This window comes from Rhodospirillales bacterium, from assembly GCA_016710335.1.
GTDB lineage: Bacteria > Pseudomonadota > Alphaproteobacteria > Rhodospirillales > Defluviicoccaceae > JADJXQ01.
Genome location: JADJXQ010000002.1, coordinates 374,318 through 397,085, shown reverse-complemented (window position 1 = coordinate 397,085; position 22,768 = coordinate 374,318). Strand labels below are relative to the sequence as shown.

General features: G+C 67.3%; 22 protein-coding genes. 10 read left to right on the top strand and 12 right to left on the bottom strand.

Annotated features, from left to right (window positions below):
• Positions 1–23: 23 nt before the first annotated feature.
• Both rpmA and rplU read right to left on the bottom strand, forming a co-directional pair.
• Positions 24–281: a 50S ribosomal protein L27 gene (gene rpmA, locus IPM60_05090; GenBank protein MBK8907284.1), complete on the bottom strand. Its 258-nt coding sequence runs from the start codon at positions 279–281 to the stop codon at positions 24–26.
• 4 nt (positions 282–285) lie between these two features.
• Positions 286–699, bottom strand: a complete 414-nt coding sequence (gene rplU / locus IPM60_05085) for a 50S ribosomal protein L21 (protein ID MBK8907283.1) — start codon at positions 697–699, stop codon at positions 286–288.
• A 212-nt stretch (positions 700–911) separates the two neighbouring features.
• On the opposite strand from rplU, the gene IPM60_05080 reads away from it, so the two are divergent.
• Complete coding sequence (locus IPM60_05080; GenBank protein ID MBK8907282.1) at positions 912–1,352, top strand: VOC family protein; 441 nt, start codon at positions 912–914, stop codon at positions 1,350–1,352.
• Between the two features lie 24 nt (positions 1,353–1,376).
• Here the strand turns inward: IPM60_05080 and IPM60_05075 are convergent, their stop codons facing one another.
• The 5 genes from IPM60_05075 to IPM60_05055 all read right to left on the bottom strand — a co-directional run bounded on the left by IPM60_05075 (position 1,377) and on the right by IPM60_05055 (position 4,802).
• Complete coding sequence (locus IPM60_05075) at positions 1,377–1,679, bottom strand: DUF1244 domain-containing protein (protein MBK8907281.1); 303 nt, start codon at positions 1,677–1,679, stop codon at positions 1,377–1,379.
• A 126-nt stretch (positions 1,680–1,805) separates the two neighbouring features.
• Complete coding sequence (locus IPM60_05070) at positions 1,806–2,291, bottom strand: Hsp20 family protein (protein ID MBK8907280.1); 486 nt, start codon at positions 2,289–2,291, stop codon at positions 1,806–1,808.
• Positions 2,292–2,608: 317 nt separating this feature from the next.
• Complete coding sequence (locus IPM60_05065) at positions 2,609–2,824, bottom strand: dodecin domain-containing protein (GenBank protein ID MBK8907279.1); 216 nt, start codon at positions 2,822–2,824, stop codon at positions 2,609–2,611.
• Positions 2,825–3,044: 220 nt separating this feature from the next.
• Positions 3,045–3,668, bottom strand: a complete 624-nt coding sequence (locus IPM60_05060) for a YbhB/YbcL family Raf kinase inhibitor-like protein (protein ID MBK8907278.1) — start codon at positions 3,666–3,668, stop codon at positions 3,045–3,047.
• Positions 3,669–3,755: 87 nt separating this feature from the next.
• Positions 3,756–4,802: an NAD(P)/FAD-dependent oxidoreductase gene (locus IPM60_05055; GenBank protein MBK8907277.1), complete on the bottom strand. Its 1,047-nt coding sequence runs from the start codon at positions 4,800–4,802 to the stop codon at positions 3,756–3,758.
• Positions 4,803–4,958: 156 nt separating this feature from the next.
• Here IPM60_05055 and tsaE point away from each other — a divergent pair, with 156 nt between their 5' ends.
• Genes tsaE through addA form a run of 5 tightly spaced genes read left to right on the top strand, consistent with a single transcriptional unit; the run spans position 4,959 to position 13,686 of the window.
• A complete protein-coding gene (gene tsaE, locus IPM60_05050; GenBank protein ID MBK8907276.1) occupies positions 4,959–5,438 on the top strand; it encodes a tRNA (adenosine(37)-N6)-threonylcarbamoyltransferase complex ATPase subunit type 1 TsaE in 480 nt (159 codons plus the stop codon).
• On the top strand, positions 5,428–6,435 hold the full coding sequence (locus tag IPM60_05045) for a phosphotransferase (GenBank protein MBK8907275.1): 1,008 nt from the start codon (positions 5,428–5,430) through the stop codon (positions 6,433–6,435). Before tsaE ends, IPM60_05045 begins: the two co-directional genes overlap by 11 nt.
• Positions 6,432–7,202 (top strand): nucleotidyltransferase family protein, encoded by a 771-nt coding sequence (locus IPM60_05040; protein MBK8907274.1) that lies wholly within the window; start codon positions 6,432–6,434, stop codon positions 7,200–7,202. The genes IPM60_05045 and IPM60_05040 overlap by 4 nt, the downstream gene beginning before the upstream one ends.
• Before the next feature lie 40 nt (positions 7,203–7,242).
• A complete protein-coding gene (gene addB, locus IPM60_05035; GenBank protein ID MBK8907273.1) occupies positions 7,243–10,206 on the top strand; it encodes a double-strand break repair protein AddB in 2,964 nt (987 codons plus the stop codon).
• Between the two features lie 6 nt (positions 10,207–10,212).
• On the top strand, positions 10,213–13,686 hold the full coding sequence (gene addA / locus IPM60_05030) for a double-strand break repair helicase AddA (protein ID MBK8907272.1): 3,474 nt from the start codon (positions 10,213–10,215) through the stop codon (positions 13,684–13,686).
• Between the two features lie 15 nt (positions 13,687–13,701).
• Here the strand turns inward: addA and IPM60_05025 are convergent, their stop codons facing one another.
• Genes IPM60_05025 through IPM60_05015 form a run of 3 tightly spaced genes read right to left on the bottom strand, consistent with a single transcriptional unit; the run spans position 13,702 to position 16,319 of the window.
• Complete coding sequence (locus tag IPM60_05025; protein ID MBK8907271.1) at positions 13,702–14,679, bottom strand: NADPH:quinone oxidoreductase family protein; 978 nt, start codon at positions 14,677–14,679, stop codon at positions 13,702–13,704.
• A 22-nt stretch (positions 14,680–14,701) separates the two neighbouring features.
• Positions 14,702–15,526, bottom strand: a complete 825-nt coding sequence (locus IPM60_05020; protein ID MBK8907270.1) for an MBL fold metallo-hydrolase — start codon at positions 15,524–15,526, stop codon at positions 14,702–14,704.
• A gap of 43 nt (positions 15,527–15,569) precedes the next feature.
• A complete protein-coding gene (locus IPM60_05015; GenBank protein ID MBK8907269.1) occupies positions 15,570–16,319 on the bottom strand; it encodes an SAM-dependent chlorinase/fluorinase in 750 nt (249 codons plus the stop codon).
• Positions 16,320–16,489: 170 nt separating this feature from the next.
• On the opposite strand from IPM60_05015, the gene IPM60_05010 reads away from it, so the two are divergent.
• On the top strand, positions 16,490–16,753 hold the full coding sequence (locus IPM60_05010) for a Usg family protein (protein MBK8907268.1): 264 nt from the start codon (positions 16,490–16,492) through the stop codon (positions 16,751–16,753).
• 8 nt (positions 16,754–16,761) lie between these two features.
• Here the strand turns inward: IPM60_05010 and rpoH are convergent, their stop codons facing one another.
• Entirely contained in the window at positions 16,762–17,652 is an 891-nt protein-coding gene (rpoH, locus tag IPM60_05005; GenBank protein ID MBK8907267.1) for an RNA polymerase sigma factor RpoH, read from the bottom strand.
• Positions 17,653–18,439: 787 nt separating this feature from the next.
• On the opposite strand from rpoH, the gene IPM60_05000 reads away from it, so the two are divergent.
• Positions 18,440–19,078: an ABC transporter substrate-binding protein gene (locus tag IPM60_05000; GenBank protein MBK8907266.1), complete on the top strand. Its 639-nt coding sequence runs from the start codon at positions 18,440–18,442 to the stop codon at positions 19,076–19,078.
• Between the two features lie 18 nt (positions 19,079–19,096).
• On the opposite strand, the gene hisI is transcribed toward IPM60_05000, so the two are convergent.
• Complete coding sequence (gene hisI / locus IPM60_04995; protein ID MBK8907265.1) at positions 19,097–19,582, bottom strand: phosphoribosyl-AMP cyclohydrolase; 486 nt, start codon at positions 19,580–19,582, stop codon at positions 19,097–19,099.
• 231 nt (positions 19,583–19,813) lie between these two features.
• Between hisI and IPM60_04990 the strand changes: the two genes are divergently transcribed.
• Together IPM60_04990 and IPM60_04985 are read left to right on the top strand one after the other, a co-directional pair.
• The gene (locus tag IPM60_04990; GenBank protein MBK8907264.1) at positions 19,814–19,990 is read left to right on the top strand and encodes a 50S ribosomal protein L32; all 177 of its coding nucleotides are present in this window, start codon (positions 19,814–19,816) and stop codon (positions 19,988–19,990) included.
• 131 nt (positions 19,991–20,121) lie between these two features.
• Entirely contained in the window at positions 20,122–22,767 is a 2,646-nt protein-coding gene (locus IPM60_04985; protein MBK8907263.1) for an MMPL family transporter, read from the top strand.
• Position 22,768 lies beyond the last annotated feature (1 nt).

Below are 22,768 nucleotides of genomic sequence, written 5' to 3'. Positions count from 1 at the left end.
GCCACGGGAAGGGCAATACGCGCTCAGTCCGCCGTGGCGATGGTGACGAACTTGCGGCCGCCGGCCTTGGTCAGGAACTGGACGCGTCCTTCGGTGAGGGCGAACAGGGTGTGGTCCTTGCCGATGCCGACGTTGTCGCCCGGATGGAAGCGCGTGCCCCGCTGGCGAACGATGATGTTGCCAGGGATCACGACTTCGCCGCCGTACTTCTTGACGCCGAGCCGCTTGCTCTGGCTGTCGCGGCCATTGCGTGAGCTGCCGCCCGCTTTCTTGTGCGCCATGCTGCTACTCCTCCATGCCGCTTGCGCCGCCGGCTTCTGCAGCCGGCGCTGCGCTCGTTCCGGCCTCTCCCGCATCATCGGCCGACCGCTTCGGCGGCTCGCCGGTGGGGCTGATCCCGGTGATCCTTAGCACCGTCAAATCCTGTCGATGCCCGTGGGTGCGGCGATAGTGCTTGCGGCGCTTTTTCTTGAACACCAGAATTTTTGGCGCGCGCTTCTGGTCGACGATCTCGGCGAACACTGCCGCGTTCTCGACCAGGGGCGCGCCAAGCTTGAGGGCCGCGCCGGCGCCGCCGAGCATCAGCACGTCGGGGATCGCCAAGCTGTCGCCGGGCTCGCCCGCCAGACGCTCCACTTCGATGCGGGCGTTCTCCTTGACGCGATATTGTTTTCCGCCGGTGCGGATGACTGCAAACATGCGCGCGATCCAATGATGACGTGAAGACAAATAACATGCGTCCCGGAACGACGAGCGCCCGGAAGACCGGCACTATATGGGCTTTGGCTTCGTTGTCAACGGCCGCTGGGCGGTAGCGTCGGGCGGCATCGCTGCCTATGTTGCATCGTGCCGGCGTGAAGTCCGACCTGGGGGACCCCGGGGGCTCAACTGGAAGCACGGAGAGGAGAGATATGCAGTACCTGCATACGATGGTCAGGATCAGCGATCTGGACGAGAGCCTTGATTTCTACTGCAACAAGCTGGGCCTCAAGGAAATGCGCCGGCAATCCAGCGACAGCGGGCGCTACACGCTGGTGTTTCTCGCGGCGCCCGAGGATGCCGAGCGCGCCCGCAGCGACTCGACGCCGATGCTGGAGCTCACCTACAACTGGGACCCGGAAGACTATGCCGGCGGGCGCAATTTCGGTCACCTCGCCTTCAGGGTCGACGACATCTATGAGACGTGCCAGCGCCTGATGGATGGCGGCGTCACCATCAACCGCCCGCCGCGGGACGGCCGCATGGCCTTCGTCCGCTCGCCGGACGGCATTTCCATCGAGCTCCTGCAGAAGGGCGAGGCGCTGCCCGGGCGGGAGCCGTGGTCCACCATGGAGAACACCGGCGCGTGGTAGAGGGGATGCCCCCACGCACCTCCGTCAAAAAGCGTGCAGGGGCTTGCTGTCTTCGAAGGCTTTGATCTGCTCGGGCGTCGCTTCGCCCTGGTGCCGGTTTTTCCACGTCTCGTACGGCATGCCGTAGACGAACTCCCGAGCCTGTTCGTAGTCCAGGGGGACGTCTTGGGCCTCCGCCGCTTTCATCACCCACTTTGCAAGGCAGTTGCGGCAGAAGCCGGCGAGGTTCATGAGGTCGATGTTCTGCACGTCGGTCCGCTGCCGCAGATGGGCGATGAGGCCTCGGAAGGCCGCCGCTTCGATCTCCGTCCGTGTTCGTTCGTCCATCTCGCTCCTCCATCATGCGCTCCCTGCCCGGCGTCGTGGACCGGAAACGCTGGAACAGGACGGGCGCCAAAGTCAAAGACCCGGCGCCCGCAATTCACATCAACAAGCGTTGTTGGTCAGCCAGTGTCAGGCGGCGGCCTTATCGCCCTCGATCAGCTTGCTCTCCGTCGCCTCGACGCTCTCCGGCATCCCGGCAGCAATGGTGATCTTGCGCGGCTTCAGCGCTTCCGGCACCTTGCGGACCAAGTCGATCGTCAACAGGCCGTTGTTGAGCGCGGCGCCGACGACACGAACGTGGTCGGCAAGCTGGAACTGCCGCTTGAACGAGCGACCGGCGATGCCGCGATACAGCACTTCGGCGCTATTCTCGGCCTCCTTGCGCTGACCTTCGACGAGCAGGGCGTTCTCCTGGAAGACGATCGACAGATCCTGCTCGGAAAAACCGGCAACCGCCAGGGTGATGCGGTAGTGGTCCTCGTCGGTCTTCTCGATATTATAGGGCGGGTAGCTGTTGCTGGTCTCCGCCCACTGGTTCGAGTCCTCCAACAACCGCATCAACCGATCGAAACCGACGGTCGAGCGGAACAGCGGAGAAAAATCAAAACGGGTCATGGCTACACATCCTCCATGTAAGCAATGTGCCAAGTGTGAGAGGTCACACGCGGTCGACCCCTCGGTTCCCGGCCGGGCCCTTCAAGTGGCGCCCAGCCACTGGAGAAATGGAGCGATCGCCACCTTCTGTCAAGGGGCGGCGGCGGACGATCGACTGCGATAACAGCGGGTTGGAGGCTTCTTGCAGAGGCGCCGCGACGATCGTCGCACGTGCTGCACAGGCGCCGGCGGCGGCTCGAAGAACCGCCGCCATGCCGATCCTTCCGGATCACGGAGTTGAGGTCCGGTGGGCGGACCCAAAACCGCCGCAGCGCTTGTTACGCGTGCCGTTCCGGATGGTAACGGAACGACGCGTGGACCCGCGCCCGGTACTCGATCACCTTGTTCTCCTGCATGCGCAGGTCGAGCATTTCAACCTCCGCGACCCGGAGATCCTCGAGATGCTCGGCTGCCTGTTCCACGGCGCTTCTTGCCGCTTCTTCCCAGGAGGTGTTGCTGCTGCCGATGAGGCGAATGACGCGGTAGGTAGCCATGACGTTTCTCCCCTCTTGCCCATGGCTGATGCCACGATGCACGCCCGGCGGGGCGAAAGGGGGCGACCGTCCCGGTTCGTACCCGGCAGGCGCACGCTTCCCCGCTGCATGAACCCGGTGTCGGGAGCAACAGCGGCAGACCACCAGCTTAGCGCTTTCCCGCCCAACTCGCCAACCGCATTCGACAATGTCGCCAGGGCTGGGAGTCGCGAGACGAGGGTCAGCGGAGCTCGGGGTTGAGGGTGTAGAGGCCGATCCACTCGCCCTTGCCTAAAACGTGCCCCTCCATCGCCGCCAGTGCCTCCGGCGCGCCGAACCGGTCCGGCAGGTTCAGGCTCGGAACGTCCAGCGCGTACACGGTGAAGTAATAGCGATGTTTGATGGAGTCGTTCCACGGCGGGCAAGGGCCGTCGTAACCGCCGTAGTCGCCCTGCATGTCGGCGTCGCCGGCGAACCAGTCGGTGTAGCTGTTGATGCCGCGCACCCCATAGTCCGTGCGGCCGGGAGGCTTGCCGCGGGCGGACACCCGCTGCGAATCCTCGCCCGGCAGGAGTTCGGCGGTGTGCGCCGGGATGTCGACGAGCACCCAGTGATAGAAGTCAACGCGCGGCAGGTCGGCCGGCACCGTCATGTCCTCCTTGTTGACATGATCGGGCTTGGAGGGAACGTCCGGGTCATGACAGATGATCGCATAGGACTTCGTGCGGGCTGGCGCTCCCGACCAGCGGATGCCCGGGCTGCGGTTGCGGCCCATCGCCACGTGGCCCTCTTCGGCCGGGTTGCAGAACGCGAACTCGTCCGGGATCATCGTGCCGTTCGGCCACGCGTCGATGGTGACATTCAGCGTTTCCGTCATGGATTTGCCCCTTGATCTTCTGGCGAGTGGAGGCGCTTCTCTAGCACGGGCCGGCAGCGACCTCCACAGCCGAGGTCACGGCGCCGCGAATGCGCCCCCTGGCACGCCTTTCGTCGTCGAGTACTCGAAGTGCAGCGCCTCGCCGGGATGGACCAGGGGATGAATCGCGTGCGCCGCAATGGCCGCCTCCGCGAATCCGGTGAGGATCAGCTTCAGTTTGCCTGGGTAGGCGGCGATGTCGCCGATCGCAAACACACCCTCGAGGTTGGTCGCGCAGGTGGCGGGGTCGACGGCGATGCGATGGTGGTCAAGGTTCAGCCCCCATTCGGCGATCGGCCCCAGATTCTGCGACAACCCGAAGAACGGCAGCAGCACGTCAGCCTCCAAACGGCGCGTGTTTCCGGCGAGGTCCGCGACGATGACACCTCGTAATTCGCCGCCGTCGCCGTCAAGGGCGTTCAACTGGTAGGGGACCACCAGTTCGATGCGGCCTGCCGCTTCCAACGCCTTCAACGCCCGCACGCTTTCCGGAGCCGCACGGAACTTGGCGCGGCGATGGACCACGGCGACGCTCGCCGCCACGTCGGCCAACGCCAGCGCCCAATCGACCGCCGAATCGCCCCCGCCGGCGATCACCACGCGGCGGCCACGATAATCCTCGCGGCGCCCGACCAGATACTGCACGCCGAAGCCGGCGGGTCTGCTCTCATACGCTTCGATCCCGGCGAGCGGCGGCCGGTTGGGGCCGAAGGCGCCGACGCCGGCGGCGATGACGACCGCCCGGCAGTCGATGGGGGTTCCCGCCGACGTCTCCAAGTGCCAGCGCCGGTCCGCGATGGCGCGGAGCGCGACCACCTGCTGCCCCAGGTGCAGCACCGGCTTGAACGGCGCCGCCTGCTCGCGCAAGCGATCCACGAGGTCGCTGGCGAGGATGCGCGGGTATCCCGGGATGTCGTAGATCGGCTTTTCCGGATAGAGTGCGGCGCACTGGCCGCCGGCCGCGTCGAGGGCGTCGATCACTTGGCAGCCGAGCCCCAGCATGCCGCACTCGAACACCGCGAACAGGCCGACCGGTCCGGCGCCGATGATGGCGACATCGCATTCATGACTGGCGATGGTCATAGAAACCCCCTTTGGAAACAGCATGGCGCCCGGATATGATGCTCTGCAACATGACGCCCGCCGGCGCTGCGAGCAAGCATCGGGCGGCGGATGCGGCGGATGAAAGACGATGCGCAACAGGCTTGGCGCTGTATGCTGGCAGACAAGCTGACCCACATGGATTTCCGCAAGCACCTCCCCGGCGAGGCGGCGACGGCGGCGATCGGCCGGAGCTTGGCGCTGATCGCGCGACCGGGCGACGTGCTGGCGCTGTCGGGCGACCTCGGCGTCGGCAAGACCGTGCTGGCCCGCGCCTTCATCCGCGCCCGCTGCGGACATGTCGACGAGATTCCGAGCCCGACCTTCACCCTCGTGCAACTCTACGAGCCGGCGCCGCCGTTCATGACGACCGTTTACCACTTCGATCTCTATCGCCTGAACGGACCGGAGGAGGCATTCGAACTCGGCATTGAAGACGCCTTCGCCGATGGAATCTCGCTGATCGAATGGCCGGACCGCCTCGGCGATCTGCTGCCGGCGGCGCGGCTCGACGCGAACCTGCGGTACGCCGATGCGCCCGGCCACCGGATCCTAACCCTGCGCGGCAGCGAAAACTGGGCGAAGCGGCTGGTTGCTCTGGGCGAAGATGTCGGCTGACCGACACGCCCGCATCACTGCCTTCCTGGACGCCAACGGGTGGGGCGGGGCGGAGTCGCGGCGGCTCGCCGCCGACGCCTCGTTTCGCAGCTACAGGCGCCTCGCGCGCGATGGCCAAACGGCCGTGCTGATGGATGCGCCGCCGCCGAAGGAAGACGTGAGGCCGTTCATCCGCGTCGCCGACCACCTGCGGCGGCACGGGCTCGGGGCGCCGGCCGTCCTCGCCGAAGATACCGATGGCGGCCTGTTGTTGCTGGAGGACCTGGGCGACGACACCTTCACCCGGCTTCTGCAAAGAGGCGAGCCGGCGGAGCCCCTCTACGCCCTCGCCGTCGACGTTCTCGTTCACCTTCACCAGTTACCGGTGCCGGCGGGTGTCCCAGCCTACGATGACCAGCGCCTGCTCGACGAGGCGTCGCTTTTCACCGACTGGTACCTGCCGGCGGTACTGGATCGTCCCGTGACCGCGCCCGCCAGAGACGCTTTCCTGGGCGCCTGGTGCGAGACCTTGCCGGTGGTCCGGGACCAGCCACGCATCCTGGTGCTGCGGGATTTCCACGTCGACAATCTGATGCGGGTTGCCGGCCGCGAGGGACTGCCGGCCTGCGGCCTCCTCGATTTTCAGGACGCGGTCGCCGGGCCGGCAGCCTATGACCTGATGTCGCTCGTGGAGGACGCCCGCCGCGACATCCCCGCCGACCTGAAGGCTCGATTGCGAGGCCGCTACCGCGACGCTCTTCCGGGCCGAGACTGGACCGGCTTCGACGAAGTGTTCGCGGTTCTGGCGGCGCAGCGGCACGCCAAGGTCATCGGCATCTTCACGCGGCTCTGCGTGCGGGACGGCAAGCCCGGCTACCTGCACCACATCCCACGGGTCTGGCGGCTGTTGGAAACGGCGCTCGCCCATCCCGTCCTGGCGGGCGTCGCCGCCTGGTTCGAACGCCATGTGCCGCAGGACCGGCGCACCATCCCGCCATGCCGGATCGCCGCACCATGACTAGGGCGGTTCAGACCGGGACCAAGGCGATACAGGCCGGCCCGATCCGCCGCGGCATGGTGCTTGCAGCGGGGCTGGGTCTCCGCATGCGGCCGATCACCGACAAGACGCCGAAGCCGCTGATTGCGGTCGCCGGCCGCTCCCTGCTCGACCGTGTCATCGACCGGCTGGAGGCGGCGGGGGTTGGCAAGGTGGTCGTCAACGCCCACTACATGGCCGACAAGGTGGTCAAGCATCTCAAGAAGCGAAAGACGCCCAAGATCCGCGTCTCTGTCGAAGAAGAACGGCTGGAGACGGGTGGCGGCGTAGCCAAAGCGCTGCCACTGCTGGGAAAAAGGCCATTCTTCGTGGTCAACGGCGATGTCCTGTGGTTCGATGGCCCCTATCCGGCGTTGACGGCGATGATGGCGGCCTGGGACGACAGCCAGATGGACGCGCTGCTGCTGCTCCATCCGACCAATGAGGCCTACGGCTACGAAGGCGACGGCGATTTCGTCATGGACCCCGTTGGGCGGCTGACGCGCCGGCCGGAACGCCGGATCGCCCCGCTGCTGTTCGCCGGCGTTCAGATTCTGCATCCGCGCCTGTTCGACGACGCCGGGGACGGCGCCTATTCTCTCAATGTCCTCTACGACCGCGCGATCGAGGGCGGGCGGCTCTTCGGCCACCTTCATGACGGCACGTGGTTCCACGTCGGGCGGCCGCGCGACCTGGATGTCGTGGAACAGTACCTGGCCTCGGTCGATTGCGGCGTGAACCGCAGATGACCGGGCGCAGATGACCGGCGCGCGGATGCCCGGCGCGCGGATGACCGGCGGCGCCAACGTCTTCACCATCCCGGCCGGCATGCCGTTTGTCGATGCCTTGGCAGCGGGGCTCCGCCACCGGGTCGGCGACGATGCGGCGGCGCTTACCCGGGTCCGGGTCCTGTTGCCCAACCGCCGCGCTTGCCGCGCGCTCGCCGAGGCGTTTCTTCGCCATGGCGGCGGGCGGCCGTTGCTGCTGCCGCGCATTTCGCCGATCGGCGATGTCGACGAGGATGAACTGGCGTTTAGCGGGGCAGGGGAGAACGCGGGAGGCGAGGCCGGTACGCTGGACATGGCGATTTCGCCGGCGGTGCCGGATCTGCGTCGGCTGCTGCTGCTTACCCGGCTGATCCTCGCGATCCCGGGCGGCAGAAGATCGCCGGACCAGGCGGCGCGGCTCGCCGCCGAGCTCGCCCGGTTTCTCGACGCCGTGCGCATCGAAGGCTTGGACTTCGCCGGTTTGCGTGATCTGGCGCCGGATGCTCTGGCCGAGCATTGGCAGATGACCCTCGACTTTCTCTCCATCGTGACCGACGCGTGGCCGATGATGCTGGACGCCGAAGGTGGGCTCGACGCCGCCGAGCGCCGCAACCGGCTCCTCTACGCGCAGGCCGAAGCCTGGACCGCGGACCCGCCGTCGACGCCGGTGATCGCCGCCGGCTCCACCGGCACGATCCCCGCGTCGGCGCATCTGATCGGGGTGATCAGCCGACTGCCGCACGGCGCCGTGGTTCTTCCGGGTCTGGACCAGGATGCGGACGACGAGACGTGGGCCGCCCTGACGGAGGAGCCGACCCACCCCCAGTACGGCATGGCCCGGCTCCTCGCCCGCCTCGACGTGGACCGCCGCCAGGTCGTCCCGTGGCCGGCGCCGGGAATAGCGGCGACCGCGCCGGAGCGGGCGTCCCTCATCAACCGCGCCCTCAGGCCGGCGGCGACGGTCGACGGCTGGCGCCGAGATCCGCCCATCGCCGACGCCGCCGTCGCCGGCGTCTCCATCCTCGACGCGCCGGGACCGGACGAGGAGGCGCGCGCGATCGCGTTGTTGATGCGGAGCGTGCTGGAGGATGAGGAGCGGCGGGCGGCGCTGGTGACCCCCGACCGGGCGCTGGCGCGGCGGGTCGCCGCGGAACTGGAACGATGGGGCATCGCAGTCGACGACTCGGCCGGGCGGCCGCTGGCGGAGACGCCGCAGGGCGCGTATCTCCGCCTGATCGCGCGGATGGCCGGGGAGGCGCTGGCGCCGGTGCCGCTGCTGGCGGCGCTCAAGCATCCGCTCGCTGCGTGCAGCCTGCCGCCGCAGGCGTTCCGCGCCCTCGTCCGCCGCCTGGAAGAGCGCGTCCTGCGCGGGCCGCGGCCGGAAGCGGGGATCACCGGCCTCAGCCGCTCCGTCGCCGACCACGGCGCCGATCTGGTGCAGCTTGTGGATCGCCTCGGCGCGGTCCTCGACCCCTTGCTTGAAATGGTCGAACGGCCGGTAGCGAGCCTTGCGGACCTCGTGCAGGCTCATGTGGCGGCCGCCGAGGCGGTTGCCGCCAGCGACCAGCAACCGGGCCGCGACCGATTGTGGGCCGGCGACGCCGGGGAGGCTTCGGCGGACTTCGTCGCCGACCTCACGGACGCAGCGGACGATTTCGAACCGCTGGCGCCGCGGCACTATCCCGCCCTGCTCGATTCCCTCATGGCCGGGCGGGTGGTGCGGCCGCGCTATGGCCGCCATCCGCGCCTGTCCATCTGGGGCCCGCTGGAAGCGCGCCTGCAGCGGGCCGATGTGATGATCCTCGGCGGCCTCAACGAGGAGACGTGGCCACCCCGCGCTGCCGCCAGCCCGTGGATGAGCCGGCCGATGATGCAGGCGTTCGGCCTGCCGCTGCCGGAGCGGCGCATCGGATTGTCCGCGCACGACTTCACACAGGCGTTCTCGGCGCCCGAGGTCTGGCTCACCCGGGCGCGCCGCATCGAGGGCGCGCCGACCGTGGAGTGTCGTTGGCTCTCGCGCCTGCGGAACATCGTCGGCGACGGCGATGCGGGACGGCGGCTGTCGGCCGGCGGGCCGTGGCTCGACTGGCAGGCGCGACTGGACACCCGCGACGCCTGGATCTCCATCGCGCCGCCGGCGCCGACGCCGCCGGTCTCGGCGCGGCCGCGGCGCCTGTCCGTCACTCAGATCGAGTCGTGGATGCGCGACCCCTACGCCATCTACGCGCGCCATATCCTGACGCTGAAGGCGCTGCAGCCGATCGACATGGATCCCACCGCAGCCGATCTCGGCACATTCATGCATCTGGTGCTGCAGCGGTTCATCGAGGCGACGCCAGGGGCGCTGCCTGAGGACGCCGAGGCGCGGCTGACCGCGATCGGAGAGGAGGCGTGGCGCAGCATGCCGCCGCACGCCGCGGTGCGGGCGTTCTGGTGGCCGCGCTTTCGGCAGACGGCGCGCTGGTTCCTGGAAGTGGAACGGGAACGCCGCGCGTTCATCCGCTCGACGCTGACCGAGGTGTCGGGCTCACTTGTTGTGGATGCACCGGAAGGCCCGTTCGCGCTCGTCGCCAAGGCCGACCGCGTCGATATTCTCGATGGCCAGATCGTCATCGTCGACTACAAGACCGGGCAACTGCCGAGCGGCAAGGACATCGCTGCTGGTTTCTCGCCGCAACTGCCGCTGGAAGCCGCCATCGCCCGCGCCGGCGGCTTTCCCGGGGTTCCGGCGGGGACCGACACGGGCATCGAGTATTGGCGTCTACGCGGTGGCGCGGAAGGCGGCACGATCAAGCCGGTCAAGAACGCGGACATGCTCGCCGAGCAAGCCCTCGCGGGGTTGGTCAACCTGGTCGCCCGCTTCGATGTTGCCGACACGCCCTACCCGGCTCGGCCGCGGCCGTCGGCGGCGCCGCGCTTCTCCGACTACGAGCACCTGGCGAGGGTCAAGGAATGGTCGGCGGGCGGTCGCGAGGAAGGGGACTGAGGGGGCATGAGCACGCTTGCCCAAAGCCGGCACCCAGAGGACGCCGGCAGCCGGCAACGGGGCGCCGCCGACCCGACAGCGTCGGTGTGGGTGGCCGCCTCGGCCGGCACCGGCAAGACCAAGATCCTGACCGACCGGGTGCTGAACCTGATGCTGGCCGGTACGCCGCCGCACCGCATCCTCTGCATCACCTTCACCAAGGCCGCAGCTGCGGAGATGAGCATCCGCCTTGCCGAGGTTCTCGGCGCCTGGGCGACGGTATCCTCCTCCGAGCTGGAAACCCGGCTGCGCGACGTTCTCGGCCGCACGCCGGACGACCGTCAGCGCACCGTGGCACGGCAACTGTTCGCCCGCATCCTGGATGCGCCGGGCGGCATGAACATCCAGACCATCCACGCGTTCTGCCAGTCGGTGCTGGCGCGGTTTCCGGTGGAAGCCGGGATCTCCCCCCACTTCACGGTGCTCGACGAACGCGACCAGAAGGAATTGATGGCGGCTGCCATGGAGGAAGTGCTGGCCACCGCCGCCCATCGCGCCGATCTCGCCGAAGCCTTCGCCGTCATCACCGGCCATGTGCAGGAGTTGGAGTTCAGGGAACTCATCGCTGCTCTGGCCGCCGAGCGCACCCGCCTCGGCCACGTGCTCGACGCCTACGGCTCGGTCGCCGGGGCGGCCTCAGCGCTCGCCAAGCACCTCGGCCTCCGGCCCGGCGAGACACCGGCGGCGGTGGTGGCGGACGCCTGCGAGGACCGCGCCTTCGACGCCCTCGGGCTGCGCATCGCGGCCTCCGGGCTTGCAGGCTCCGGCAGTGCCACCGATCGCAAGCGCGGCGCCGCTATCGCAGGTTGGTTGGCGTTCGCGCCCGCCGAGCGCGCGGCGCAGTTCAGCGGCTATGTGGACGCCTATCTGACGTCGACGCTCCCGACCCGGGTGCGCAAATGCCTGATCACCGACAAGGCGGCCGCAGCCACGCCGGGTGCCTGCGAAATCCTGGAGAGTGAGGCGGAACGGTTGCTGGCCGTCGTCATGCGCCGCCGCGCTGCTGTCACCCGCGAGGCCACCGCCGCGATGCTGGTGGTCGGCGACGCGCTGCTGGCGGCATACCGGCGCCTCAAGGACGCGCGTTCGTTCCTCGACTACGACGACCTCATCCATTGCACCGCCGGGTTGCTGGAGCGCCAGGGCAGCGCGTCCTGGGTGATGTTCAAGCTCGACGGCGGCATCGATCATCTACTGATCGACGAGGCCCAGGACACCAGCCGCGATCAGTGGCGCATCGTCCGGGCGCTGACCGGGGAATTTTTCGCAGGCGAGGGTGCGGCGTCAACATATCAGCACAACCGCACCGTGTTCGCCGTTGGCGACGTCAAGCAGTCCATTTTCAGCTTCCAGGGCGCCGATCCGGCCGCGTTCCTGGAAAACCGGACCTGGTTCGGCGAGCGCGTCAAGGCGGCGAAGCGACCGTGGCGTCCGATCAGCCTGGAGGTTTCATTCCGATCGACCCGCGCGGTGCTGGCGGCCGTTGACGCGGTGTTCGCCCGGCCCGAGGCCGCCGACGGCGTCGCCCTCGATGGCGACATGATCGTTCACCGCGCGTGGCGGCAACTCGACGGCGGTTCTGTAGAGATCTGGCCGCCGATCCTCCCGCGCGACCAGGACGAACCGATGCCGTGGCGGCCGCCGGTGGAACGCTCGGCCGGCGACTCGCCTGAACTGCGGCTCGCGCGGCTGGTCGCAAAACGCATCAAGGCAATGGTGAGCGGCGAGGCCTTGGAGTCGGCGGACCGGCCGATCCGCCCCGGCGACATCATGGTGCTGGTCCGCCGCCGCGGCTTGTTCGTCGAGGAATTGATCCGGCAGTTGAAAGAACAGCACGTGCCCGTCGCCGGCATCGACCGCATGCTGATCACCGAGCAGATGGCGGTGATGGACCTGACCGTCCTCGGCCAGTTCGTGCTGTTGCCGACCGACGACCTGACCCTCGCCACCGTCCTCAAGAGCCCGCTGATCGGCCTCGACGAGGATGCACTGTTCCATCTCGCCCACGGCCGCGTCGGAAGCCTGTGGCACACGCTCCGCGCCCGCGCCGCCGACGATGCGGTGCTCGTCGACGCCGTCGGGAGACTCCACGCCTACATGGCGCTCGCCGATCAGGTGCCGCCGTTCGAGTTCTATACCCGCGTGCTTGGTCCTCTCGGGGGCCGGCGCCGGCTGCTCGCCCGCCTCGGCCCCGATGCCGAGGATCCGATCTCGGAGTTTCTCAACCTCGCCCTGGCCTTTGAACGCAGCCACGCGCCGTCGCTGCAGGGGTTCCTGCACTGGCTGCAGACCACCGGCGTCGAGATCAAGCGCGATTCCGAGCAGGGCGACCGCGACACGGTCCGCGTCATGACGGTGCACGGCGCCAAGGGCCTGCAGGCGCCGATCGTGTTCATGACCGACACCATGCAGGTGCCGGGAAAGTCGCCGAGGCTGACCTGGTCGGAAGCGCGGGGAGGGGAGCTGCTGCTTTGGCCGCCGCGCAAGCACGATTGCGAGACCGCCGCCAGCCGCGCCCAGGATGCGGAAAAGCGACGCCAGGCCCAGGAATATCGGCGGCTCCTGTATGTGGCGATGACGCGTGCCCGGGACCGCCTGATCGTCTGCGGCTGGCGTGGGCCCAAGGGCGGCGGCGAGGACTGCTGGTACCGGCTGATCCGCGCCGGCATCGAGGCGCGTGCCGCCGAACTCGGCGTCGAGCAGGTAGAGGATCCGTTTCTCGCCGCCGCGGAAGAGAGCGACGAGGCGACGCCGCTCCGCCTTTCGTGCCCACAGGAGCGTTCACCAGAGCGCAAGGAAATGCCGGCTCCAGGCGCTATGCCGCCGCTTCCGCCCTGGGCGGACCGGCCGCCGCCGGCGGAGCCGGAGCCCCCGCGCCCGCTGGCGCCGTCCCGCCCGGAGGACGAGGATCCGCCGGTGCTGTCGCCGCTGGGGCCTGACTTCGGCAGCCGCTTCCGCCGCGGCCGCGTCAGCCACCGCCTGCTGCAAAGCCTGCCTGACCTCTCCGCCGGCGACCGCGAGGCTGCTGCGCGGCGCTGGCTGGCGCGCCCGGTGCATCGGCTGAGCGCGGCGCAGCAGGACGAGATCGCCCGCGAGGTGCTGGCGGTAATCGGCGATCCGGAACTGGCGGCGGTGTTCGGCCCGGGCAGTCAAGCCGAAGTGCCGATCACCGGCACCATCAATGGCCGGGTCATTTCGGGGCAGGTGGACCGCCTCGTGGTCGAGCCGGAGCGCGTCACCGTCCTCGATTACAAGACCAACCGGCCCCCGCCGCGCGACCCCGCCAAGGTCTCACGCGCGTATCTCCGCCAGATGGCAGCGTATCGAGCGGCGCTCCAAGCCATCTACCCCGACCGGCCGGTGCGCTGCGTGCTGTTGTGGACCGACGGCCCCCGCGCCATGACGCTCTCGGACGCGCTCCTCGACCCCTTCGCGCCGTAGCCGCTGAAGCAAGCCTTACGCGACCGTCAGCACCAGCTTGCCGGTGGAGCGGCGGGTGCGCAGCGCCTCCAGCGCCGCGGCGGCTTCGGCGAGGGGGTAGGTCCGGGAGACGTGGGGGCGCAGCTTGCCCTCGCCGACCCACGCCAGAAGTTCCCGCATCGATTCCGCGAAGGCGGCCGGATCCAGGGTCCGGTAGGTTCCCCACACGTAGCCGTAGACGGTGAAATTCTTGACGAGCAGGATGTTGGCCGGGATCTGAGGGACGGCGCCGCTGGCGAAGCCGACAACGAGGATGCGCCCGCCGGGGCGCGTGCAGCGGAGCGACGCCTCGAAGGCAGTGCCGCCAACCGGGTCATAGACCACGTCGACGCCTTGTCCCGCGGTCAGTTCCAGCACGCGCTCGCGGATGTCCTCGCGGCGATAATCGATCAGGGCGTCGGCGCCGTAGCGCTCCGCGACCTTCAGCTTCTCCGCCCCGCCCGCGGTGGCGAGCACCCGGGCGCCCAGAGCCTTGGCGATTTCGACCGCGGTGAGGCCGACGCCGCCGGCGGCTCCGTGCACCAGCACGGTTTCCTCCGGCCGCAACGCGGCCTTGTAGCGGAGTCCAAGATGCGACGTGCCGTAGGCGACGGCGAAGCCGGCTGCGTCCACTTCCGAAACGCTCTCGGGCAGGGGAAACACGTCTTTGGCGGACGCCACCACTTCCTCCGCGAAGCCGCCGTGATCGACGATGGCCAGCACCCGGTCGCCGGGCCGGAACGCATCGACCCCATCCGCACATGAGACAACCTCGCCCGCCACTTCGAACCCCGGGATGAAGGGCAGCGGCGGCTTGGTCTGGTACTTGCCGGCGATGATCAGGGTGTCGCCGAAGTTGAGGCCGGCAGCGCGGACTGCGATGCGCACGCCGTCTGCGACCATCGGCGGCGGCGGCGCCTCTTCCACGACGAGGTCTTTCGGCTCTCCCCACGCCTTGCACACGACGGCACGCACTGGCTGCACTCCCTCCGGGCGTTCAGGACTTCAGGCGGAGAACCATCCCCTCTCGGGCGACGACGATATTTGCATTCTGCCGCCCGACCTCGTCTTCGAGATTCTGCATGAAGACGTCGTTGTGATCCGGTTCGTGATGGAACACGACGAGCTTTTTGGCGCCCGCCATCCTGCACAGGCGGAGGCCCTCATTCCAAGTCGAATGGCCCCACCCGATGTGATCGGCGAACTCGGCCTCGGTATAGGTGCTGTCGTAGATGACCGCGTCGGCGCCGTCGATGAGGCCAAGCACGCTCTGGTCCGGTTTCCCCGGCACGTGCTCGGTATCGGTGACGTAGCAGACCGACTTGCCGGCGTGCTCGATGCGATAGCCGGTCGCGCCATTGGGGTGATGAAGCGGCGCGGTGCGCACGACCACGTCGGGAAACAGGTGAAAGTGATCTCCGGCCTCGAAGTCCTCGAAATCGACGATGGCCTTCATGGCATCCAGGGGCACGGGAAACATCGGGTCGTGCATCTGCACGGCCAGCGCGTTCTGCACGCCGCCCTGCTCGCAGAGGTGCCCCGCCATGACGCGCACCCGTCGGTGGGCGTCATAGGCAGGCCGGAAGAACGGGAATCCGTTGATGTGGTCCCAGTGCGTGTGCGTCAACAGCAGGTGGACGTTGCGGACGTCATTCTCCTGAAACACCTTGCCGAGCTCACGAATGCCGGTGCCGGCGTCGAGAATGAAGCAGTGATCCCCGGCCGCGACTTCTACGCAACTCGTGTTGCCGCCGAACCTGATGTGGTGGGGTGAGGGGCAGGCAATGCTTCCCCGTACGCCCCAGAACCGAATAGAAAGCATCGCCCCCGCTCACCGCGCACTCTCGTGCAACGCCTGTCACGTCTCAATGTCTAATTGTCGCCCCGCTCTCGATGACGACAGCATCGCCGATCTTGACCCCGAGCCGATCCGAGGCCCGCGCCCGGTTCGCCGCCAGTTCGACAAGTCCATTCGCGTTGCCATACCAAAACATGTCCCCGACCGGTACCCTTTCGAACACCTCAGCGTACGACAACCGCTGCCCCGCAATCGTCACCGCCGCCGTGGTGGCCAGCGATGAGAAGCGGAACCCGGTCATGACGTTGCCGAATACATCTATGTAGATAATGCTCGCAAGGTCGTCCGGCCAATGGTCGCGGCGGACGCAAGCAGCATGCAGTTCCTCACCCACGGGGGCAGGATCGCGGGCGAGTCGGGCCGCCACCGGCGCGAACAGATCGCGGCCGTGAAACGACGCAGATATTCGCTCCGGGCGCCACGTGATGGTCCAACATCTGGCCTTGCTGTTGGCCCGTCGCATCACGAGTTCGAACAAGCCGTTGTCGGGGCCGACGAACCAGCGATCGTCGGCGTTCACCACCACCGGCCGGCGCGCCCCGCCGACGCCGGGGTCCACGACGCAGAGGAACACGGTGCCCGGCGGAAACTCCGTCACGTACGCCGGCAACAGGTAGGCAGCGGCCTTGGGATCATGAGCAGGAGCGTCGGCGAAGAGGTCGATGATGTCGACCTCCGGCGCGCCGCGCCGCAACACGGCTTTCATTTGGCCGAGGTACGGTCCCGTCATCCCGAAGTCGGTGAACAGCACGATCATCGGGGCAGTGTCACGAGCGCCTGGGGTCGCCAAAGGAACACAAGGGCTGTTAGCAGCCGAATGGTGGTGCTGACAAAATGCCGACTGGAACGTGTTTTCAATTGAGTGCGCCGAAAAACACCGGCAGCATTCATGATGATCCTGGTCCAACACCGTGAGGCGCACCAGAAATGCTTTCAATCGAAAGGCCGCTTCTGCCGTACCAGCTGACCACTGCGGAGATAACCTATCATCTGCCCGATTACCCGGAACTGCTCCAGAACTACATCTGGCAGGATTTCGACTTGGCCCCGGACTTCCCCGTTCTACGCCGTTTCCTCAAATTCTGGCAGAAGAATCTCGATGGCCGGGTGCACTCCGTCTCAGTCGCTGCTTCGGCGCCCGTCCGGCCATCGTCGTTTCAGTTCACCCGCTCGCTGCAAACGCTGCACTGAGCGGGCAGTTACGCGAGCGCCTCCACCGGCTCCGCGGACAGGGCCGCCACGCTCTTCCGCACCTTGTCCAGCGCCCGCGCCTCCAGTTGGCGGACGCGCTCCCGGCTGATGCCGTAGTCGGCCCCCAACTGTTCCAGCGTCTTGGGGTCGTCCTTGAGCCAGCGTTCCGCCAGGATCGCTCGCTCCCGGTCCGGCAGTTGCTTCATTGCCCGGCTGACCAATTGGCGGCGCTGACTGCTCTCCTGATGGTCAGAGGCGAGCGCTTCCGGCGAGGGCGACGTGTCGATCAGCGTGTCCTGGAACTCCAGGCCTTCGTCGCCGTCGCGGCTGAGCGGCGCGTTCAACGATGCGTCGCGCGCGGTGAGGCGGCGGTTCATGTCGACGATGTCCTTGGCCGGAAGGTCGAAGACCTTCGACAGCCGCGCCGCCTGATCCGGATCCAGATCGTCGTTGTCGATGATGTTGAGTTGCCGCTTGATGCGGCGGAGGCTGAAGAACAGCTTTTTCTGCGTCGCCAGCGTCCCCAGCTTCACCATCGACCAGGAGCGGAGGATGTATTCGGTGATGGCGGCGCGGATCCACCACATGGCGTAGGTCGCCAGCCTGAAGCCGCGCTCCGGCTCGAACTTCTTGACGGCCTTCATCAGCCCGATGTTGCCCTCGGAAATCAGATCGGCCACCGGGATCCCGTAGCCGCGGTAGCCCATGGCGATTTTGGCCACCAGGCGCAGGTGGCTGGTGACCAGCCGGTGGGCAGCCTCGACGTTACCTTCTTCCCGCCACCGTACGGCGCAAGTGTACTCCTCATCCTCGTTCAGAACCGGGAACGCCCAGATCTCTCGAAAATAGCGCGCCAAGCCGCCGTCCGCGGAAACAGCCGGTAAGTTCATTGTCGCCATGACACTGTTCTCCCTCTCGTTCACTCAAAGACTTGAACACCGCCGCGACCCGACCCGCAGGGGCCTTGTCTCGCGGGGCGGCGCCCGCATCTACCGGGAGGTCGACATCGATACCCGAATGGGATGCCCCAAGTGGGCTGGCTTGAAGTCGGCAGACTCGCCGTTTGCCTCCGTCGCCATACCCCTCTCGCGAAGCGATATGCGATCCCGCTCACCATAAAGGCCAAGCTCCAACACGGCGGCCCATCCTCGGCACCGCCGCATGTACAGGTAACGTAAGGTTAACACCCACTAAAGTCAAGGGTCTTTCCGCGGCTGTCGCATTTCGTGTGCTTGAGGAGGTCTGCCGGCGATCCCCTTGACGCCTCGCCCTCGCCCTTGACCGTGATCCCTCCCAAGGGTATGTTCATTCGATGTTCTTGTCCACGGCGAATCATGGGTTCCCTGTCCAGAGCGGGGCGCGTCAGGCGCGGGGTCTTTCAAGGAAAGCAAACCTAATAGGAACCGTTTGAATTCAATGCACTAACCTCGCTCTTGCATACATTTGCATACAAAAACATACATCTTTGGGCTCCAAACGGACACAAAATAAGCATTTTCAGGTACATAGTCCTATAATGTCTGCGCAAATCTGTCGCAAAGTGGCGATAACCGCACCAGATGGCCCTGAACCCGAAGTCGGACAGCCAAACGCCACGGGGCCAGGCGCGGTTCCGCTGCGCGTTGCGGGGAGGCCCGCACCGGCCTAGGTTCCGGTTGCGGCATCGTGGCACGGAGTGAGGCTCTCATGCGCTTGTGGTTAGCGGCCCTTGCGGCCTTCGCCCTATACGCCGGCGGTCAGGCGCTGGCCCAGACGAACGAGGCCCGGACAGGCGAACCGGCCGCCGTCGTAGCACAGTTCCATGACGCGCTGCTCGACGTGTGGAAGGACGCGGACAAGAGCCCGGCGGCGGAACGCTTCGATCGGCTGGCGCCGGCCGTGAAGCAGGCGTTCGACCTGCAGCGCATGATGCGTGGAGCGGCCGGCTCGAGCTGGGGCAAAGCCACCCCTGAGCAGCGTGTGCAGCTGGTGGAGGCTTTCACCCGCTACAGCGTCGCCACCTACGTCGATCGCTTCGACGCCTATGACGGGCAAACATTCCAGACGATCGGCACGCAGCCGGTGGCTGAAGACCAGGTCCTTGTCGAGACGCGCATCGTGCAGCCCAGCGCCGAGCCGGTGTCGTTGACGTACGTGATGAACCGGGAGGCGGACCAGTGGCGGATCGTCGACGTCCGCTACGTGTATGAAGGGAAAGCGGGCAACGAGATCCCGCGCCTGCACGGGGAATTCCGCCAAACCCTCAGGACCGGCGGTCCCGACTTGCTGGTGGAGAGACTGAACGCGCTCGCCGACCAGCGCCTCGCCGGCACCGGCGGCCAATGATGCCGGCAAGTAGCGCTGTCAGAGCCGGGTGGGATTGGGAGCGTCACCGTAGACCTCTTGCGGATCGAAGGTCTTGGCCGTCTCCTCGAACGACAGGCGCAACGACGCGTCGGCGGAGCCGCCTACCGGGATCGAGCGATAAAAGCACGACCGGTAGCCGACGTGACAACTGGCCTCGCCCTCGACGCGAACACGCAGCCAGACGGCGTCCTGATCGTCGTCGATGCGCAGTTCGACGACCTTCTGCACGAAGCCGCTGGTCGCGCCCTTGTGCCACAGGCACTGGCGGCTGCGGCTCCAATAGAACGCTTCGCCCCGGCGGATCGTCTCGGTGAGCGCCTCGGCGTTCATGTAGGCGTGCATCAGGACCTCGCCGCTCGCGGCGTCGGTGGTGACCACCGGGATCAGCCCGTCTGCGTCGAACTTCGGCGCGAGCCTGTCTCCTTCCTCGACTTGCTCGACGCTCTCGCGCTCGGCAAATACGTCTGTCGCATCACCTGGCATCGTTTCACCTGCCATCGCTTAACCAAAATCGTGCTCGTAGCCTCGGTTGATATGTCACGGTGCGTTGCCGGAGGCAAGGCAAGCGCAGATTCTGCTGGGAGTGGACGCCGGTCGCGGCTATAAGTCCGGCTTTCCGGCAGCGAAGCGAGCGGACGCGCTTGATCGGCAAGCGGGAGCTTGCGCCAGTCGGCAAAGAGTACAGGCGGACAGTAGTGGCGAAAGGTTGAAGTCATGGCGGTACCGAGAAAGAAGACCTCGAAGTCGAAGCAGGGCCTGCGCCGGTCCCACCACACGCTCGACGGCTCGACCTACGTCGAGGACAAGGAGTCGGGCGAACTGAGGCGGCCGCATCACATCGATCCGACGACCGGCAAGTACCGCGGCCGCGAGGTGCTGAAAGTCAAATAGCCCGCGGCCGCGCCCCGCCTTTCCGCGGCCGCGCGCCCGCGGCGGCACCCTCGTCGGCTACACCCGCGACCGCCCCCTCCCTCCCTCTGCTGCGGCCGGTGCCCGCGCTTCATTTCCAAGACCGAGACGCCGTGATCGAAGTTGTGCGTTCCGTGCCCCGACGGCTGTTGTTGTGGTGGACTTTCGTTGTCGGCCGATTCGCGTGGCCGGTAGTCGTCGCCAGCGCCGCTGTCACTGTTGCCGCGGCCGCGTACGTCATCGCCAACTTTGCGATCAACACATCGCACGCGGACATGTTTTCCGAAGACCTGCCGTTCCAGCGCATCGAGAAGCGTCTGAACGCTGCGTTTCCTCAGGAGAAGAACAGCGTCGTCGTGGTGATCGGCGCTCCGACGCCAGGTCTGGCGGATGACGCCGGGGACAGGCTGGCGGCCCGTCTGGCGGAGCGTCCCCATCTGTTCCCGCACGTCTTCGATCTTCAAGGAAGCGCGTTCTTTCGCCGCAACGGTCTCCTCTACCTCGACGTCGACGCGCTTTATGCGCTCGCCGACCGTCTTCTGGAGGCGCAGCCGTTCATCGACGCCCTGTGGCGGGACCCGTCCTTGCGCGGCCTCGCCGCTCTCCTCGCCGCGGCTGCCGATGCAACTGTCGAAACGCCTGCCGATGTTCCTTTCGATCTGAGCCCGATTCTGAACGATATCGCGGCCGTCGCCGAAGCAACGGCGGCGGAACGGCCCGGCAGCCTGTCGTGGCAACGCCTGATGGGCGGCGGCGCCGTCCAAGAGGCGCAGCGGCGCGTCTTCCAGGTCAGCATCGCCCTTGACTACAGCCGGTTCCGGCCGGCGCAAGCGGCTGTCGACACCATTCGCAGCGCCGCCGCCGAGCTTGGATATACGCCGGAACGAGGCTACCGCGTTCGCCTCACCGGGCCCGGGGCGCTGAACGACGATGAGCTGCAGAGCGTCTCCATCGGCGTTGGGCTTGCCGGCGTGGTGTCATTGGTGCTGATCGTCGGCCTCCTGCTCATTTGCTTTCGCTCGCCGCGCCTGCTCGTGGCCTCTCTGTTCACGCTCATCGCCGGCCTGATCTGGACCGCGGCATTCGCGGTCGCAGCGGTTGGGACGTTGAACCTCATCTCCGTCGCGTTCGCGGTGCTGTTCATCGGCCTTGGCGTCGACTTCGGCATCCACTACGCGCTCGCTTATCGTGAATGCAAGGAGGCCGGCGGCGATCACACGGCGGCTCTGCAGGCGACCGCGCGGCGCGTCGGCGCCGGCATCCCGTTGAGCGCGATCGCCGCCGCGATCGGTTTCTACGCGTTCCTGCCGACCAACTACACCGGGCTTGCCGAGCTCGGGCTGATCGCCGGGACCGGTATGATCATCGCCCTGTTTGCAAGCTTCACAGTCCTGCCGGCCTGGATGACGATCATCGAGCCGCGACTACGGAAGCCGGTTCCATGGGAAGCAACCGCCCAACTCGACGCCGCCAACTGGATCCGCCGCCACCACCGGCCTATCCTGGCAAGCGCGGCAGCGCTGGCGGTGGTTTCGGCGGCGCTGGTGCCGCTGGCGCGCTTCGATTTCGATCCGCTCAACCTCAAGGACAGGGACAGCGAATCCGTTGCGACGCTGCTGGAGATGGCGGTGGCCAAGCCGACCAGCATCTATGCCGTCTCGGTGCTGGCGAACGATCTGGAGTCGGCGGCAGCGCTGGCGCCAAAACTGGCCGCGCTCGACGCCGTCCAGAGCACCCGGACCCTCGCCAGCTTCGTGCCCGCCAATCAGGACGAGAAGCTCGACATCATCGACAATCTCGCCCTGTTCCTGGGGCCGACGTTCGCTGCTTCGCCGGCGCCGGCGCCGGACGAGGGTGAGACCGTGCTCGCGCTCCAGGACCTTCAAGACCGCCTGCAACGTCTGGCGGACCGGCGCGACGGGCCGACGGCAGAGGCGGCGGCGAGACTGCGCAGCGCCCTGGAGGCGCTGATGGAACAGCGGGCGCGGAAGCCCGACGTCCTTGGCGAGCTTGAAGACCGGCTGCTCGGCGGCCTCCACGGTCGTCTCGATACATTGCGGAGATCTCTCGCTGCGGAACCCGTAGCCCTGGAGTCGTTGCCGATCGACCTGCGCGAGCGCTGGGTGGCGCCCGGCGGCGAAGCTCGGTTGGAGGTTTACCCGGCGCCTGGCATCTCCACCTCGCAGGACGCGCTCCGCAGCTTCGTCGAGCAGATCCAGGCCGTCGCTCCCGACGCAGCCGGCCCTCCGGTCATCATTCTGGAGGCGGGGAAGGCAGTGGTGCGGGCTTTTCTTGAAGCCGCCGCGATCGCCATCATCGCCATCGCCGCAATGCTCGCCATCGTCTTCAGGCGCAAATCCGACATTGTCATCGTGTTCACTCCGCTCGCCTTGGCCGCACTGCTGACCGTGGCGGCATCGGTGGTGATCGGCATCCCCTTCAATTTCGCCAACGTCATCGTGCTGCCGCTGCTCTTCGGGATTGGTGTCGCCGGCAGCCTCCACCTCGTCGTCGGAGAGGCTAGGGGCATTGCGGCCGGCGCCAGGGCCGGTCAAGTCATGGGGTCGAGCACGCCACGTGCCGTCGTATTCAGCGCGCTCACCACGATCGCGTCGTTCGGCAGTCTGGCGCTGTCCCAGCATCCGGGCACGTCGGGCATGGGCGTCCTGTTGACGGTCGCCATCGGCCTCACGCTCGTCTGCACCATCATCGTGCTGCCGGCGTTGTTGGTGGTGGCGGAACATGCCCGACAGCCGTAAC